Annotated in this window: 11 protein-coding genes and 1 tRNA gene; 7 read left to right on the forward strand and 5 right to left on the reverse strand. The window is 58.1% G+C overall.

Annotation, left to right across the window (positions count from 1 at the left end; all coding sequences use genetic code 11):
- Positions 1-357 precede the first annotated feature (357 nt).
- From D1841_RS04225 to D1841_RS04250, 6 genes are all read left to right on the forward strand, one after another.
- Positions 358-1,257 (forward strand): YihY/virulence factor BrkB family protein, encoded by a 900-nt coding sequence (locus D1841_RS04225; protein WP_160642160.1) that lies wholly within the window; start codon positions 358-360, stop codon positions 1,255-1,257.
- A gap of 14 nt (positions 1,258-1,271) precedes the next feature.
- On the forward strand, positions 1,272-2,429 hold the full coding sequence (locus tag D1841_RS04230; RefSeq protein WP_160642159.1) for an RNA polymerase sigma factor: 1,158 nt from the start codon (positions 1,272-1,274) through the stop codon (positions 2,427-2,429).
- A 161-nt stretch (positions 2,430-2,590) separates the two neighbouring features.
- Positions 2,591-3,685 carry a GNAT family N-acetyltransferase gene (locus D1841_RS04235; RefSeq protein WP_160642158.1) on the forward strand — a complete coding sequence of 365 codons (1,095 nt, stop codon included), beginning with the start codon at positions 2,591-2,593 and terminating at the stop codon, positions 3,683-3,685.
- A gap of 69 nt (positions 3,686-3,754) precedes the next feature.
- The gene (gene rimO / locus D1841_RS04240; protein ID WP_160642157.1) at positions 3,755-5,107 is read left to right on the forward strand and encodes a 30S ribosomal protein S12 methylthiotransferase RimO; all 1,353 of its coding nucleotides are present in this window, start codon (positions 3,755-3,757) and stop codon (positions 5,105-5,107) included.
- Between the two features lie 2 nt (positions 5,108-5,109).
- Positions 5,110-5,679 carry a CDP-diacylglycerol--glycerol-3-phosphate 3-phosphatidyltransferase gene (gene pgsA / locus D1841_RS04245; RefSeq protein ID WP_160642204.1) on the forward strand — a complete coding sequence of 190 codons (570 nt, stop codon included), beginning with the start codon at positions 5,110-5,112 and terminating at the stop codon, positions 5,677-5,679.
- A 231-nt stretch (positions 5,680-5,910) separates the two neighbouring features.
- Complete coding sequence (locus D1841_RS04250) at positions 5,911-7,092, forward strand: hypothetical protein (protein WP_207710185.1); 1,182 nt, start codon at positions 5,911-5,913, stop codon at positions 7,090-7,092.
- A 169-nt stretch (positions 7,093-7,261) separates the two neighbouring features.
- Here the strand turns inward: D1841_RS04250 and D1841_RS04255 are convergent, their stop codons facing one another.
- From D1841_RS04255 to D1841_RS04275, 5 genes are all read right to left on the reverse strand, one after another.
- Positions 7,262-7,729, reverse strand: a complete 468-nt coding sequence (locus tag D1841_RS04255; protein ID WP_160642155.1) for a GNAT family N-acetyltransferase — start codon at positions 7,727-7,729, stop codon at positions 7,262-7,264.
- Between the two features lie 51 nt (positions 7,730-7,780).
- On the reverse strand, positions 7,781-9,811 hold the full coding sequence (recG, locus tag D1841_RS04260; RefSeq protein WP_160642154.1) for an ATP-dependent DNA helicase RecG: 2,031 nt from the start codon (positions 9,809-9,811) through the stop codon (positions 7,781-7,783).
- A gap of 140 nt (positions 9,812-9,951) precedes the next feature.
- On the reverse strand, positions 9,952-11,646 hold the full coding sequence (locus tag D1841_RS04265; RefSeq protein ID WP_160642203.1) for a DAK2 domain-containing protein: 1,695 nt from the start codon (positions 11,644-11,646) through the stop codon (positions 9,952-9,954).
- A gap of 267 nt (positions 11,647-11,913) precedes the next feature.
- Positions 11,914-11,988 (reverse strand) — tRNA-Thr (locus D1841_RS04270).
- A 237-nt stretch (positions 11,989-12,225) separates the two neighbouring features.
- Positions 12,226-13,674 carry a hypothetical protein gene (locus D1841_RS04275; RefSeq protein ID WP_160642153.1) on the reverse strand — a complete coding sequence of 483 codons (1,449 nt, stop codon included), beginning with the start codon at positions 13,672-13,674 and terminating at the stop codon, positions 12,226-12,228.
- Between the two features lie 324 nt (positions 13,675-13,998).
- On the opposite strand from D1841_RS04275, the gene D1841_RS04280 reads away from it, so the two are divergent.
- Positions 13,999-15,072: a carbamoyl phosphate synthase small subunit gene (locus D1841_RS04280; RefSeq protein WP_160642152.1), complete on the forward strand. Its 1,074-nt coding sequence runs from the start codon at positions 13,999-14,001 to the stop codon at positions 15,070-15,072.
- Positions 15,073-15,276 lie beyond the last annotated feature (204 nt).

Genomic DNA, 15,276 nt, shown 5'->3' on the forward strand with positions numbered 1-15,276 from the left:
GAAACCCAGAGTTGTTTCAGTTTTGTAACCACTGCAAACCCCCGTTTTTCAGGCAAAATCCGGGAATCCGCCTCTCCCCCGCAGGCTTTCCAGCCTCGTTTTTTGCAACTTTCCCGCCCCGCCCCTGCAATTTTATCCCCGCCTGCAAAAACCGTCCCGGAAACAGTGGTAAAAACACGTTTTCCATGGTATAATAGCCGCGTATGGTATAATCCCCGTATAACAAACTAAAAGTCCGGTTTTAGAATCAAATCCTTTTCCAAAAGGATTTGCGGGGGCTTGGGGGCAGCGCCCCCAAGGTCTTCTTCGCGGGGCTTTAAGAGCGGCTCCCTGCCGCTGGAAAAAAGGAGGAACGCCATGAAGCTTCTAAAAAAGCATATCGGCTGGTTTATGGATCGCGTTGTCCAAGACCACCTGGATTCCTCTGCGGCCCACGCCGCCTACTTCCTGATTATCTCCTTCCTGCCCTTTGTGGCTTTCCTGCTTACGCTCATGCAGCGCATCCATTTCAGCTCCGGCCTCACCCTGATAGAAACCGCCCTGGAATTCCTGCCCGGCGCTGTGGCGGAATATGTGCAGGGGCTTATGCCCTCTGCCATCACAGCGGAGGGCATCCTGCCCGTAGCCCTTATCACAGCGGTGTGGTCCTCCTCAGCGGGCATGGTGGCGGTTATCAAGGGGCTGGATAAAATTTTCGAGGTGAAGAAAATCCGGAACCTGGTGCATATGCGCGTTGTGGCGGCGGTGTATGTGATCCTTTTCGCTGTGGTGCTGCTGCTGGCCGCTGTGCTGCTGGTGTTCGGCTCCACCATCTACAATTTTCTGCTGGCAAAGTCTCCCCGTTTTTTCGCCACCCTGCTGATGAACTTCAAGTCCCTTCTGGGCTTTGTGCTGCTGCTGGCCTTCTTCACCCTCATGTACACCTTCCTGCCCAGGCGGCGGGTACGCCTGCTCCACAACCTGGCAGGGGCGGCCTTCAGCGCGGCGGGCTGGGTGCTGTTTTCCTTCTTTTTCTCCCTGTTCGTGGAAAACTTCTCCAACTTTTCCATTTACGGTGGCCTTGCCACTTTGGTTATCCTCATGTTCTGGCTTTTCTTCTGCATGTATATTTTGTTTTTAGGGGCGGAGGTCAGCATGTGGCTGGAGTGCAGCGGCATCGGGCAGGATCTCCAAAACCTGCAGAGAAAGCGTAAAAAGCGCCGCGCCCGGAAAAAGAGGGAGCGCGCCCCGCAGAAAACTGAAAACACCTCTCCCTGAAAGGAGCGCTATTTATGGCAGAATCCCCGGAGCTGCGGCAGGTGGAGCAGCTTTATTTCTCCCAGGCCCCCCGGCTCTTTGCCCTGTGTTACCTGCACACCGGCGGGCCAAAGGGCGCCGCCGTCCTGCTGCACACCCTTTTATGCGATCTGCTCCTAAGCCCCCGGTGCTGGAAACAGGCTTCCGCCCATGACGCCGGGCTGTTCCGCTGCGCCCACACCCTTTGCATGGACAGATATTGGAACCGGCCCCGGCGGAAAAAGAAAAAAGGGAGCGTTCCCGCTTCTCCTGGCTCCAGCCTGCCTTTTACCATGACAGACGCCCTGCGGGCGCTGCTGGATCTGCCTCCCCAGTACAAAACCGCGCTGTACCTCCGCCTGGCTCTGGGCTGGAGCCTGGAGGATACGGCCCAGGCCGCAAGCTGTTCCCCTAAAAAGGCAGGTAAGCTGGTGGAAAAGGGATTGAAACGGACAAGCCTTACCCCAGAGCGGGCCGGGGCCGTCCTCTCCGCCATCGCCCCTACGGAGTCCGGGCCGCAGGAGGTGTGGGACAGCTTCCTCATCAGCCGGGAGGACAAGGGCTTTACAGGCAGCCAGCGCCTCCGCCGCTTCAAGCGCTGGCTGGACAGCGCCATCCCCTTTATCGCCCTGGGAGTAGTATCCCTGTGCGCGCTGGCCTATTGCAGCGTGGAATACGGCTGGCTTGGGGCAGAGGCTTACACCCCCACCCCCTCCAGCGGCTATGGGGTAGATTCCGCCACGATTTATAGCGTCAAAAAAACGGCCTCCATATACAGCGTGGATAAGGGGGAAATTGTGCTGTACAGCGTGACAAACTGCCCCCTGTCCCACCAGGCCCTCCTGCAGCAGATGGTAGCCCTGGGCGGTGCGCCGGAGGGCGCCTCCCTGCTCTCTGTAGAGCAGGAGGGGGGCCTTATTGCCTGGGAGCTTTCGGAGGAAGCCGTCCAGTGGTTCCGTTCCGTTTCCGAAACGGAGGGGGAACAGATGCTCTCCGCCATGGCCGCCACCATTTCCGCGTCCTGGCCGGACGTGGAGGAACTGCATCTGGTAAGCGCCGGGGAAGAACTGGCTGTTTCCGGCAAAACCGCCCAGGACATGCTGGGGCAAAAGCTTACCCCCGTCCGCACTGTCACCACGCCTTACCGCGAATAGCCAAAACAGACGCTTTGAAATAAAATGAAGTTTATAGATGTGCCCCTCCCGCCGCTTGCGCTTTGGGGCAATTTGTGCTTTAATTATTCCAGCAGCGGAAAAAGAACCCTGCGTGAAAAATACAAAGGAGAACATGATACCGGGCACAAAAGGCTGTTTGTATGGGCCTTGCGGGAACCCTGTATCGCGTGACGGTTTTTATGGAACTTTGGGATATATATGATGAAAAGGGCAGGCCCACAGGCCGCACACATCCCCGGGGCGCAGTCCAGCAGCCAGGGGAATACCACCTGGTGTGTACAGTGGTGTTTGCCAACAGCAAAGGGGAACTGCTCTGCACCCACCGGGCGCCGGAAAAGGATCTGTGCCCCAACATGTGGGAAAGCCCCGGAGGAGGCGTGCGGGCCGGGGAAACAAGCCTTTTTGCCGCCATCCGGGAAATCCAGGAGGAAATCGGCCTAACCCTTGCGCCTTCCCAGCTTACCCTGCTGTACCGGGACAAGCGAAACGATTTCTTCATGGATACATACGGCGTAAAGATGGATTTCCCTGCGGATTCCCTGCGCTTCCAGCCCGGGGAGACAGACGGGGCCAAATGGATCTCCCTGGAGGAATGGGAGCGCCTTGCCGCCGCCGGGGACATCCTCACCCCGGCAAAAGGGGATTTTTTCCCCATCCTGCGGGCTTTCGTCAGGGAAGCGGACAGCAGCCTGCGCGTTTGGACAAGGGAGAACGGGGATGAGACGCTCCGGGAGAAAATTCTGGCCCTGGAGGCCATCCCTTGGCCGGAGCTTTCTGCAGATCCCTGGCCCGAGCGGGAGCACCTTGCCTCCTTCTGCCGTATGGAGGGGGAGCGCCTTGCCGCCCATGGGGCGGTGGCGGGCACTTCCTTTACCCACAAAGGGGAGCGTTATTTTGCCTGCGGCGTGGCGGAAGTGGCAACCCACCCGGATTTCCAGGGCAGGGGCTATGCCTTAAGCCTTCTGCGCAGGATGAATACCGACATCCAGCGGCGGCAGGCTGATCTCTGTGTTTTCACCTGCCAGCCCTCCCTTGTCCCTTTGTATGAAAAGGCAGGCTGGACGCCATGCCCTGACCTGTGCCTGACAGGCGGCTCGGCAGAAAAGCCCTTTCCCAGCAGCAGCCTGGGCCTTACGGTAATGCTGTCCCTGCTCTCCCCCAAAGCCATTGCCCATGGGGCGGATTTTCGGAACACCGTTATCACCCTTCCCCTGGGGGAAAACAAGCTCTGGTAAGCCCTAAACGCTGCACACATTTCCGGAAAGTTTCAAACACATTTTGGCAGCCGCCAAGGAGGAACACATATGGCACAAACGGTAGGAATTATCAGCCTGGGATGCGCCAAAAACCAGGTGGATGGGGAAATGCTGCTTGCGGCGCTGGAAGCCGGCGGGTTCACGCCAGCGGAACCGGAAGAGGCGGACATCGTGCTCATTAACACCTGCGGCTTTATTGAAAGCGCCAAAAAGGAATCCATTGAAACCATATTGGAGCTGGCCCGGCTAAAAGCGGAGGGGGCCATCGGGAAGCTGGTGGTCACCGGCTGCCTTGCCGAGCGGTATCAGGAGGAAATCCACCGGGAGCTGCCGGAGGTGGACGGGGTCTTCGGCATCGGCGCAAACGGCGATATTGCCGCCTGCGTAAAGGAAATGCTGGAAAAGGGCTTTTTAGAGCGCTTCCCGGAAAAGTCCGCCATGCCCCTGTGCGGGGCGCGCAGGCTTTCCACGCCGGGCTTTACCGCCTATCTGAAAATTGCCGAGGGCTGCGACAACCGCTGCACCTACTGCGCCATCCCCCTCATCCGGGGCGGTTACCGCAGCAGGCCCATGGAAAGCATTGAGGAGGAAGCCAGGGCGCTTGTTGCCGGCGGCGTGAAGGAACTGGTGCTCATCGCCCAGGACACCACCCGGTACGGCCTGGATCTGTACGGGGAATATTCCCTCTCAAAGCTTCTCGCCCGGCTGTGCCCCATAGAGGGCCTTCGCTGGCTGCGGGTGCTGTACTGCTATCCCGACTCCATCACCGACGGGCTTTTGGAAACCATGGCCCGGGAGGAGAAAATTGTGCCCTATATGGATATCCCCCTCCAGCACGCCTCCGGGAAAGTCCTCTCGGCTATGAACCGCCGGGGGGACAGGGAAAGCCTGACAGCCCTGATGAAAAGAATCCGGGAAAAGGTGCCGGGGGTCGTCCTGCGCACCACCCTTATCACCGGGTTCCCCGGGGAAACGGAGGCGGATTTCGAGGAGCTTGCAGGGTTTGTAAAGGACGTGGGCTTCGAGCGCCTGGGCTGCTTCCCCTATTCCCAGGAGGAGGGCACCCCTGCGGCAGGGCTGCCGGGGCAGCTTGAGGAAGAGGTCAAGGAACGCCGGGCAGCGCTTATCACCGAAAGCCAGCTTACCATTATGGAGGAAAAAGACCGCGCCCTCATAGGGAAAACCCTCACTGTGCTTACAGAGGGCTTTGAGGAGGAGAGTGGGTACTGGTTCGGCCGCTCCTACATGGACGCACCGGACGTAGACGGCCGGGTATACTTCACAGCAGAGGAAGATCCCCTGCCCGGGGACTTTGTGGAAGTCCGCATTCAAGACTGCATGGACGGGGAGCCTGTAGGCTTTTCCCTGCCAAAAAACATGGGGGAGGAATCACACCTATGAAGCTGAACCTGCCGAACAAGCTGACTTTGGCCCGGGCGCTTTTGGTGCCGGTGTTCATGGTATTCGCCGCCCTGTCCCATTACGGGCAGGCAGACTTTCATCCCGCGTACAGCCTGCTTGCCGGGCTGGTGTTTACAGCAGCCAGCCTTACGGACTATCTGGACGGAAACCTGGCCCGCAAGCGGAACCTGGTAACAGACTTCGGGAAATTTGCCGATCCCCTGGCAGACAAAATGCTCACCACCGCCGCCCTCATTTACATGGTGGTAGACGGGGTGTGCCATCCTGTTGTGCTGGCCCTGGTGCTGTTCCGGGAATTTGCGGTAGCCGGGGTGCGGATGATAGCCGCGGCGAAAGACAGGGTTATCGCCGCCAACATGTGGGGCAAGGTAAAAACCGTGCTGCAAATGATCACCATCATTTTTTATTACTTTGCCTGCTTCTTCGCCCCGGCGGACAGCGCGGGCCTTGTCTCCCTGTTCACCCAGATCCTTTGCTGGGCCGTTGCCGCCGCCACCCTGCTTTCCGGGTTTATCTATATCAAGGACAACCGGCAGGTGCTGCTGGACTGAAAAAAATGCTGGCATGGGCACGTCCAAAAGACCTGGTTCTGTTGCATTGCCAGGCCCTGTGTGCTATAATGTCCCAGGGCCTGGCAATGGCCTATAGTAAACGCGCTGTAAAACCGGTATTTACCGATTTTAGAGCTGGGCGGCTTTGCCGCCTGGTTTAAAAGGGACATTCGCCTCTTTTAAACCGCGTTAACTATACCATGATTTTTTAAGAAAAGGCAGGGTTGAAAAATGGTTCCTGTGGCAATGAAGCAAAACAAAAAAAACCGGGGAAAAAGAATCCGGGTTTTGGCGGCTGTGCTGTTAAGCCTTTTTTTAGCGCTGGCAGCCCTTCCCTCCCTGGCTTTTGCAGACGAGGAAACCCTTCCCCCGATGGCTGCGGATGAGCCGATCTCCGGCGGGGAGGACATCACGCCGGATCCCCCTCCTGTCAGCGATCCCCCGGTGGATCCGCCTGTATCCTCTGATCCGCCCGACGTGTCCAGCGAACCGCCCTTCTCTTCCGATCCCGTAGGCGGGGAGCTTTCCAGCCCGCCGCCGGACGTTTTTTCTTCCGCCCCTCCCGAGGAGCCTTCCAGCCCGCCGCCTCCTGTGTATAGCGAGCCTGCGGCCCCTGTCCAGACTCCCCAGCCCACGCCCCGGCGTTCCGCCAGCAGCCCCAGCGTCTCCCGCCCCCAGGTGGGCAGGCCCAAGCTCTCCCTGAACAGCCCCGGCTCCAGCAGCGCCTCTGCGTCGGCAGGGGCATCCGATTCCTTGGAACCTAACTATTTCACCTTTGCCCGCTTAAACCAGAAGGCAAACTCCATGTCCATCACCCTCTTTTACGGCGGAGCCGCCAGCGCCCTTTTCGGGGTTATCGGCCTTATCATGCTGCTGGCTCTGTTTCTCCACAACAGGCGGCTGGACGAGCGGGACGGCATTTTTGAAGAGATAGCTGTGGCCGAGCAGCGCCAGCCAGAGGCATATCCCCCTCACCAGCCCCATGCGCCTGCGCCGCCTGTGCCGCCAGAGCCTTATTACGATGACGCCCCCCAGCAGGACAGCCTCTATACCGAGGAGTTCGACGCGCCCCAGCAGGAGCCTGTATATTATGACGGCTATGAAGCCGCGCCCCTCCAGGACAGCCTGTACACCGAGGAATTTGAAATCCCGGCAAAGCGGCCCCTAGAGCCTTATGACGGCTATGAGGCCCCTGCCCAGGACAGCCTCTACACTGAGGAATTCGATCTCCCCCAGGGAAGCTACACCGCCCCGGTTCAGGACAGCCTGTATACGGAGGAGTTCCAGCTTCCCCAGAAGTCCCAGCAGCCCGCCCCTCAAAAGCCGCCTGCCCACAGCGCGCCTTCCGCGGATCACAACCCCTATGACACGGATGAAATCCTCCGGGAGCTGCTGGGCAAGGATTCCAAATAGGCATAGAAAAAAGACGCTTTGGCAAAAGCCAAAACGTCTTTTCTTTTGGGCTTTATAGTAAACGCACCTGAAAAGAGGTATTCTGCCTCTTTTGAAATGCGTTTACTATAAGTCCCCGCCAGCCCGGTGGTAAACGTTTATGCTTGAACCCCCAAAACCTCTCCCTGGCTTACAAAGCGGATTCCGCCTGGAGATCCAGCTCCATCTCGCCATCCAGCAGTTGGAAGCCCAGCTTTTCATAAAGGGGCCTGCCCGCCGCGGTGGCCCCCAAATGCACCAGGCCCGCGCCCCATTCTTTAGCCGACTGCAGGCAGCCCTTCACAACCTTCTCCGCCAGCCCCTGCCTGCGGTATGCCGGCAGGGTAAACACATTGTGAAGATACCCCTTCCTGCCCCCGGGGTTTGCCAGGGTGGGCAGCTCCTCTACACAGGAAAGCATGGCGCAGCAGGCCACCTCTTCCCCTTCCTCTGCCAGCCACACAATACAGGTGCCTGCGGGGATATGCTTTTCCAGGTACGCTTTCACTGACCGGGCAAAAGCCTCGCTGCCCGGGTTCCCCTTTGCTTCCTGCTGGAAAGTCCGGCGCATTTCCACCAGCCTGTCCGCATCCTCTAAAACTGCCCTGCGAATTATCACAGCGCTCCCTCCTTTATAAGTAAACAATATCCTCTGAAAACAGCCCGCCTTTTACAGCACCACCTGGTTCCCGTCCTGGAACAGCCTGCGGATTTCCCTGCGCAAGGGACGGTATTCCGGCTCGGAAAGCCGGGGGAAAATTTCCTGGGCGCAGCGCTGGGCCTGCAAAAGTGTCTCCATGTCATTTGCCATGTCCGCAATTTTCAGTTGGGGCAGGCCATGCTGGCGCGCCCCGAAAAAATCGCCAGGGCCGCGAAGCTTCAAGTCCGCGTCCGCAATTTTAAAGCCGTCCCGGGTGTCCCGGAACAGCCGCAGGCGGGAAAGGGTGTCCTCGTTCTGGGCGTCTGTCACCAGAATGCAGGCAGACTTGTGCGTTCCCCTGCCCACCCGGCCCCGAAGCTGGTGAAGCTGGGACAGGCCATAGCGTTCCGCGTTTTCAATCAGCATAATGGCGGCATTGGGCACGTCCACCCCCACCTCCACCACCGTAGTGGCAAGAAGCAGGCGAATATCCCCCTTTACAAAGGCCTCCATCACCTGTTCCTTTTCGCTGTTTCTCATCTTCCCGTGGAGCACCCCCACAGGCACCCCGGGAAAGGCCCGGGAAACAATATCCCGGTATTTTTCCAGGCTCATCAGGGAAAGGCCGTCCTCCTCTGTAATAAGAGGGCACACCAGATATGCCTGCCGCCCGGCCTCCAGGTGCTTTTGGATATAGGAAAAGGCCCTCTGCCGCTTGGGCGGGTCAATGAGATAGGTACTGACCGCCTGCCGCCCGGGGGGCAGCTCGTCTAAAATGGAGATGTCCAGATCCCCATACATCAGCAGGGCCAGGGTGCGGGGGATGGGGGTGGCGCTCATCACCAGCAGATGGGGGGCCGCGCCCTTGCCTGCCAGGGCGGAGCGCTGGTTCACCCCGAAGCGGTGCTGCTCGTCTGTGATGACAAGGCCCAAGTCGTGGAAAGCCACCTTCTCGCTTAACAGGGCATGGGTGCCAATGGCAAGCTGGATTTCCCCCGCCGCCAGTTGGGCCTGCTGCTCCCGGCGCTGGGCCAAAGGCATAGAGCCTGTAAACAGGGCGCAGCGCACGCCCCCGGGGCCTAAAAGGGCCGACAGGGAGGCAAAGTGCTGCTGTGCCAGAATTTCCGTGGGGGCCATCAGCGCCGCCTGGTATCCCTGCTGTGCCGCCGCCCAGCAGAGGGCCGCCGCCACAGCGGTTTTGCCGCTGCCCACGTCCCCCTGGATAAGGCGGTTCATGGGGGCGGGGCCTGCCATGTCCCCTATGGCCTGGGTGATGGCCCGGCGCTGTGCCCCTGTTAAGGCAAAGGGCAGAAGCTGTGCAAAGGCTTCCGGGAAACCCCCGGGCACGGGATGGCGATTTTCCGCGCTCCTGCCGCTTTTCATGTGCAGCAGCCCCAGTTGCAAAACCAGGAATTCTTCAAAAACAAGCCGCCTTTTTGCCAGCGCCAGCTCCTCTTTGGACTGGGGAAAGTGTATCCCCTGCAGGGCCTCCCCCAGCCCGGCAAGCCCCAGTTCCTCCCGCAGGCTTTCCGGCAGGGGATCCTGCACCTGTTCCGGCAAAAGCCGGAGGGCCTGCTCCATGGCAGAGCAAATCATCCGGGAGGTCAGCCCCTGGGTGGCCGGATATACGGGCACAATGGCCTTCGCCTTCCCCTCTGCTATAAATTCCGGGGAGGACATCTCCCTGCGCAGCAGGCTGCCTGTCACCCGCCCCCGGAACAGGTAGGTTTCCCCCTCCCGCAGCAGCATGGGGATATAGCGGTTATTAAAAAAGGTAAGCTGCAAATCCTCCGCCCCATCTGTCACCAGGGTTTTGTACAGGGTCATCCCGCCCCGTATCCTGGTTTCCCGAGGCTTTCGCAGCACAGTGCCCCGCACCACCCCGGTTTCATTCAGAAGGGTCTCCCCAATGGGCTGGGGGCTTCCCCAGTCCTCATAGGCCCGGGGGTACATCCGCAGCAGATCCCCCGCTGTGGGCGCGCCCAGCTTCCGGTAAAGCCTGCCCCGCTTTTCCCCCACGCCTTTCAGCTTTTCAATTTCCATCTCATACAGCGACGGCACGCAGCCACCTCCTTTTTGCGCCCTTCCCTTGAAGGTTTTGGGGGGCCGGGGGCCTTTTCCTTAAAAAGGCCCCCGGAAAAAGCCCCGCAAAGCAAAGGAACCCCCACAGGAGGGTTCCTCGTTTCCGGTTTCAGGAAAGCTTACTCCACAGAGATGATAAAGTAGTACACAGGCTGTCCGCCGTCTACCAGCGTAATCTCCACATCGCTGCTGACCTTTGCTGCCAACAGGCGTTTTGCTTCCTCCGCCTGCTGGGCTGTAATGCCCTCGCCGTAAATCAAGGTGATGAAGGAGGTGTCCTCGTGCCTTCTGGCAAGGGAGCGGGCCACCCGCACACAGGCGGATACAGGATCTTTCTCAATATAATCCAGCTTGCCGTTCTTCAGGCCCAAAATATCCCCTTGCCGGATGGTGGAACTGCCAAACTCCGAATCCCGGGCGGCAAAGGTGACAAGGCCTGTATCCACGTTCCCGGCGGCCTCCATCATGTGCTGGCGGTTTTCCTCCCCGTCCCCGTCCGGGTCAAAGGCCAGCATGGCGGAAACGCCCTGGGGGATGGTGCGGGTAGGCAGCACTACAACCTCCCTGTCCGTCACCAGGGGAACTACCTGCTCGGCAGCCATGATAATGTTTTTGTTGTTGGGCAGGATGAACACGGTTTTTGCCGGGGTGGCCAGCACAGCCTGGAGCAAATCCTCTGTGCTGGGGTTCATGGTTTGCCCGCCGCTTACCACCACAGCGCAGCCCAGCTCCATAAACAGGCCGCGAAGCCCTTCTCCTGCCGCCACGGAGACAAAGCCCAGCTCCTCCACAGGAGCCTGCTGTTCCAAAGCGGGCTTGGGCTGCGCCTGGGCGCCGGAAACAGCCTTGCGGGCCTGGTTTTCCTCCGCAGCCTTCCGGTGCTGCTCTTTCATGTTTTCTATTTTCACTGTCAAAAGCTGGCCATACTGCAAAGCCGCCTGCAGGGCGTTGCCAGGATTCTCTGTGTGCACGTGGGTTTTGATAATCTCCTCATCGTCCACCACAACCACGCAGTCGCCGATAGTCTCCAGGAACAGACGGAGATCCAAAGGATCCTTCTTAATTTCCGGATCCCGCCCTACAATGAACTCTGTGCAGTAGGTAAAGTTTATCTCGCTGTCAAACTCTGCCGCCACATTGCGGAAAAACGCTTCCGTCTCCTGGGCCTTTTCCTCTTCGCTTAACCCGGATTCAATGATAATGCCGCTGCGGAACACGCTGCGCATCCCCTCAAAAATCAGGCACACGCCCTGTCCGCCTGCGTCCACCACGCCAGCCCTTTTCAGCACCGGCAGCAGCTCCGGGGTTTCCTCCAAAGCGTCCCCGGCACCCGCGCACACAGCATCCCACACCTGCACCGGATCCTCTGTGCCGTTTTCCAAGGCCTCCCGGCCCCGCTCTGCCGCCACCCGGGCCACTGTGAGCATGGTGCCCTCCGTGGGCTTCATCACAGCCTTATAGGCTTCCTCCACGCCCAGCTCCAAAGCTTTCACCAAATCCCCGGCCCCAGCCTCGTGAAGGCCCTCTAGGCCCTTTGCAAGGCCCCGGAACAAAAGGGAAAGGATAACGCCGGAGTTGCCCCGGGCATTGCGCAGCATGGTGGAGGAAACCTTTTTGGCGGCCTCCCCTATGCCTATATCCTCGGAAAGGGCGGATACGCCATCGGCGGCGGCCCCGGCGGTCATAGACATGTTGGTGCCTGTGTCGCCGTCAGGCACAGGGAAAATGTTCAGCTCGTTTACCTGCTTTTTGTATTTTGCGATATGGTTGGAACCTGAAATAACCGCGTTTTTAAACTGATAGCCTTGTATCACAAGAAACACATCCTTACTCTCTAATTCCATCGTTGCTTCCGTTTTTAAACCATACTTTTTCCTATTGTACCACACCCACCTGTAAAATACAATGCGCCAGCAGCACTTTTTCCCTGGCGGTTTGGAAAAACATAAAAGAACAGGCTCGGAAAATATCCGCGCCTGCCCTGCAATTTATTTGTTTTGCTGACCCTTCTGCTTACCCCTGCACCCCACGCAACAGTTCGCCCTCTACAAACAAGGTGCATTTTACTCTAAAAATAAAAGTGGAGCTACTGGTCGGATTTGAACCGACGACCTGCTCATTACGAGTGAGCTGCTCTACCCCTGAGCCACAGTAGCGCATGTTTTTTTTATTATATCCGACTCCCTTCAGATTGTCAAGATATCCGGAAAATTTTTGTGGGGAACCGCGTCGCATTTCCCTATCCCTGCAGCCATCCCTCCCACAGGCTGTTTGCCCGCAAAAAGAGGCGCGCTTTATAAACGCGCCTCCAGAGGGAAGAAACTCAAATTATGGCAAAAAGATGGCAAGGGTTACAAAACATCCGCCTTTTCAAGCAATTCAGTGAATAAAACTCATAGTATGCTGCCCTGATCCAGCAAAATTTCCTTCCCTGTCAGGGCATGGATCATCACCTGCTCATAGTCCGGAACCAGTACGGTTTCCTGGGGATTGCTTTTCTCGGGGTAGGCTCTGGTGCGCAGTACGCCAAAGCGCCATGCAGGAGCCAGTTCCACCTCCACCCGGGACGCATCTGCCACAGGCACATATTCCAAGGCAATCTCCCGCACCTCAACAGTGTCCTCCAGAACGCCCTGCTGGTACAGTTCGTCCAGTTTGTTCAAAGCGCCTTCCAAGTCCAGGGCCTGGGCGGGGGTTTGGTTTTCACCCGCGTCAAAGACGCAGGAAATGTGCAGGCTGTGCAGGCCATCAGCAGCATACAGGGCCTCTATGGTGGCGCCGGGCAGGTAAGTCCCTTTGTCCACGCTGCCGTTTTCATGGGCTGTAACAGGCACGCCCTGTATATCCGTATAGAGCCTGTAGAAGTAACATTCCCGGCTTTCAGGCTCTGCGTTCCTTTCAGCAGGCAGTTCTTTCACAGGCGCGCCCTCCGCCTCAGAGGGCACAGCCCCTGCATCCTCGTCAGCGGGAACCTCTGCAAGAGCCGCTTCTCCTGCCTCTGCCTCGGAGGACACGGCCTCCAGGGCGTCCCTGCCGGCAGCGCCCCCTTCCTCCGGCATTTCCGCGGGGCTTGTCTCTTCCAGGCGCTGCTCTGCTTTCTGCAAGGCGCTTTCTTCCACTGCGTAGCAGTCATACTGGGAGGATACCTCCACCCCCAGCTTTCCCAGCACCTGGCGCAGTTCCTCATAGCCCTGCTGGCGGGAGGCAAAAGGCAGATCCTTATCAGCGGGGAACAGATCCCCGTTATACAGCCCATCCGCCTTGTCCAGGTGGAACCAGGGGGCCACGCTGCTGTACAGGCCGTCCTTATCATAAGTAACGGTTTCGCCCTGCACCATCAGGCTTTGACCGTCCTCTCCAGTAAAGAAATGGTACACAGCGCCTGGGATAAGGGATCCGGCTGCTGTCTCGTCCTTTTGGCAGGGGATTTCCCCTTCCCCCAGCAGCACGTTCTTTACGGCTTCCGGATCAAAGCTGTGAAGGGCACCGCTATAGGAGGAGAGGCTGGAAAAGTCCACGCTGCCGGGGCAGGAAACCACAGCGTTTATAGCCGCGCCGCAGGAAAGGGTGCGCTGGATTTCCCCGGAAGCTTCCGCCTCTGGGGCGGGCGTGCTGCTTTCCGGCAGGGAAGCGGAATGGGGGCTTGGCTCAGGAACGGCCGCGGGGACAGAGCTTGCAGGCTGGAAGGAGAGACTGTCTGCCTGGGCGCTGCAGGCTGTCAGCGCCGCTGCCAGCAGGACAGGGAGAAAAACAGATTTCCAAAACTTTTTCATGGCAGTCACCATGCGGTACAGGATACCCATTGCCAGACAGGCAAACTTCCTTTTCGTACCCGGTACCATTCCTTTCTTCCATATTCTAAAAATATAGGTTTGTGTAAAACGCGCTGCTTGTGAATTCACTGTCTATTAGACGGCGGAGGAAGCCTTTTGGTAAGGCGTATAGGAAAATTTTTTAAAAAAATTTCAGCGGACCGGCGTTTTCAAAACGCGCTTTCCCGTAGAGGATTGGGGGAAAGGGCAAAAGCATGGGAAAAGGCGGGAAAATTTTTGGTGAAAGAATAGAATCGCAAATTTATCTTGCGCCGGGGCGGGTTTTCCTGTATCATAGTATACTGATAATGAAAGCATATACACCTTGGACGAGACACAGAAAGGAAGAGATGTATGGGGAAAACCGGATATCTGGTGTTGGAAAACGGAAAAGTATTTCAGGGCCGCCGCTTTGGGGCACAGGGAGAAGTGCTGGCGGAAGTAGTGTTTACCACAGGCATGACAGGGTATTTGGAAACCCTGACGGATCCAAGCTATTATGGGCAGGCGGTTGTACAGACCTTTCCCCTGATTGGGAATTATGGCGTGATTCCCGCTGATTTTGAAAGCGACGGCATCGGGCCTCGCGGGTATATTGTAAAGCATTGGTGCCAAGCTCCTTCCAATTTTCGTTCGGAAGGCAGCCTTGACACCTTTTTTTCGGAAAAGGGCGTTGTGGCCCTTTCCGGAATCGACACCCGGGCGCTGACAAAGCTGATACGGGAAAAAGGCGTGATGAACGGCATGATTACCGACAACCCCCAGGCGGTGGACATGGAAGCCCTGAAAGCCTATAAGGTGGAAGGGGCGGTACGGGCCACCTCCACCAAGGAGGCCTACACAGTGCAGCCTGAAGGGGAAGCGAAAAAGCGGATTGCCCTTATTGACTACGGCATGAAGCGCAACATCCTGCGGGAGCTGGTGCGGCGGGGGGCGGAGGTGACGGTGCTGCCCTGCACGGCAACGGCACAGGAAATCGCGGCCCTGGATGTGGACGGCATTATGCTGACAAACGGGCCGGGGGATCCGGCGGAAAACGTGGAAATTATTGAGAACCTCAAGGAAATCTGCGGGCTGCATATCCCCATGTTCGGCATCTGTCTGGGGCACCAGCTTCTGGCCCTGGCCCATGGCGGCCAGCGGACGAAGCTGAAATATGGACACAGGGGAGAAAACCAGCCTGTGAAGAACCTGGAAACCGGGCGGGTGTATGTAACCAGCCAGAACCATGGCTATGCCATTGTGGGAGACAGCCTGGACGAAAAGGTGGGCAGGGAGCTTTACCGCAACGTAAACGACGGCACCTGCGAGGGAATGCGGTATCTCCAGCACCCGGCCTTTTCCGTACAGTTCCACCCGGAAGCCTGCGGCGGGCCTTTGGACACAGAGGAACTGTTTGACGAGTTTTTCGCTATGCTGGCAACGTGACGTTGCACCCAAGACGCGGGGGACTGACAGGGAACCCATCCGCCGCGAAAAGAGTTTTCGCGGCGGATGTTCTCCCTCGTGTCCCAGCCTGCTCCCGGAAACTCTATTCTGGATGGAACGCAGCGTAATGGGAAGTTTTAGAATCAAATCCTTTTTTAAAAGGATTTGCGGGTGTTTGAGGGCAGCGCCCTCAAGGTCTTAAAA

Source organism: Neglectibacter sp. X4, from assembly GCF_009917365.1.
Classification (GTDB): Bacteria; Bacillota; Clostridia; order Oscillospirales; family Acutalibacteraceae; genus Acutalibacter.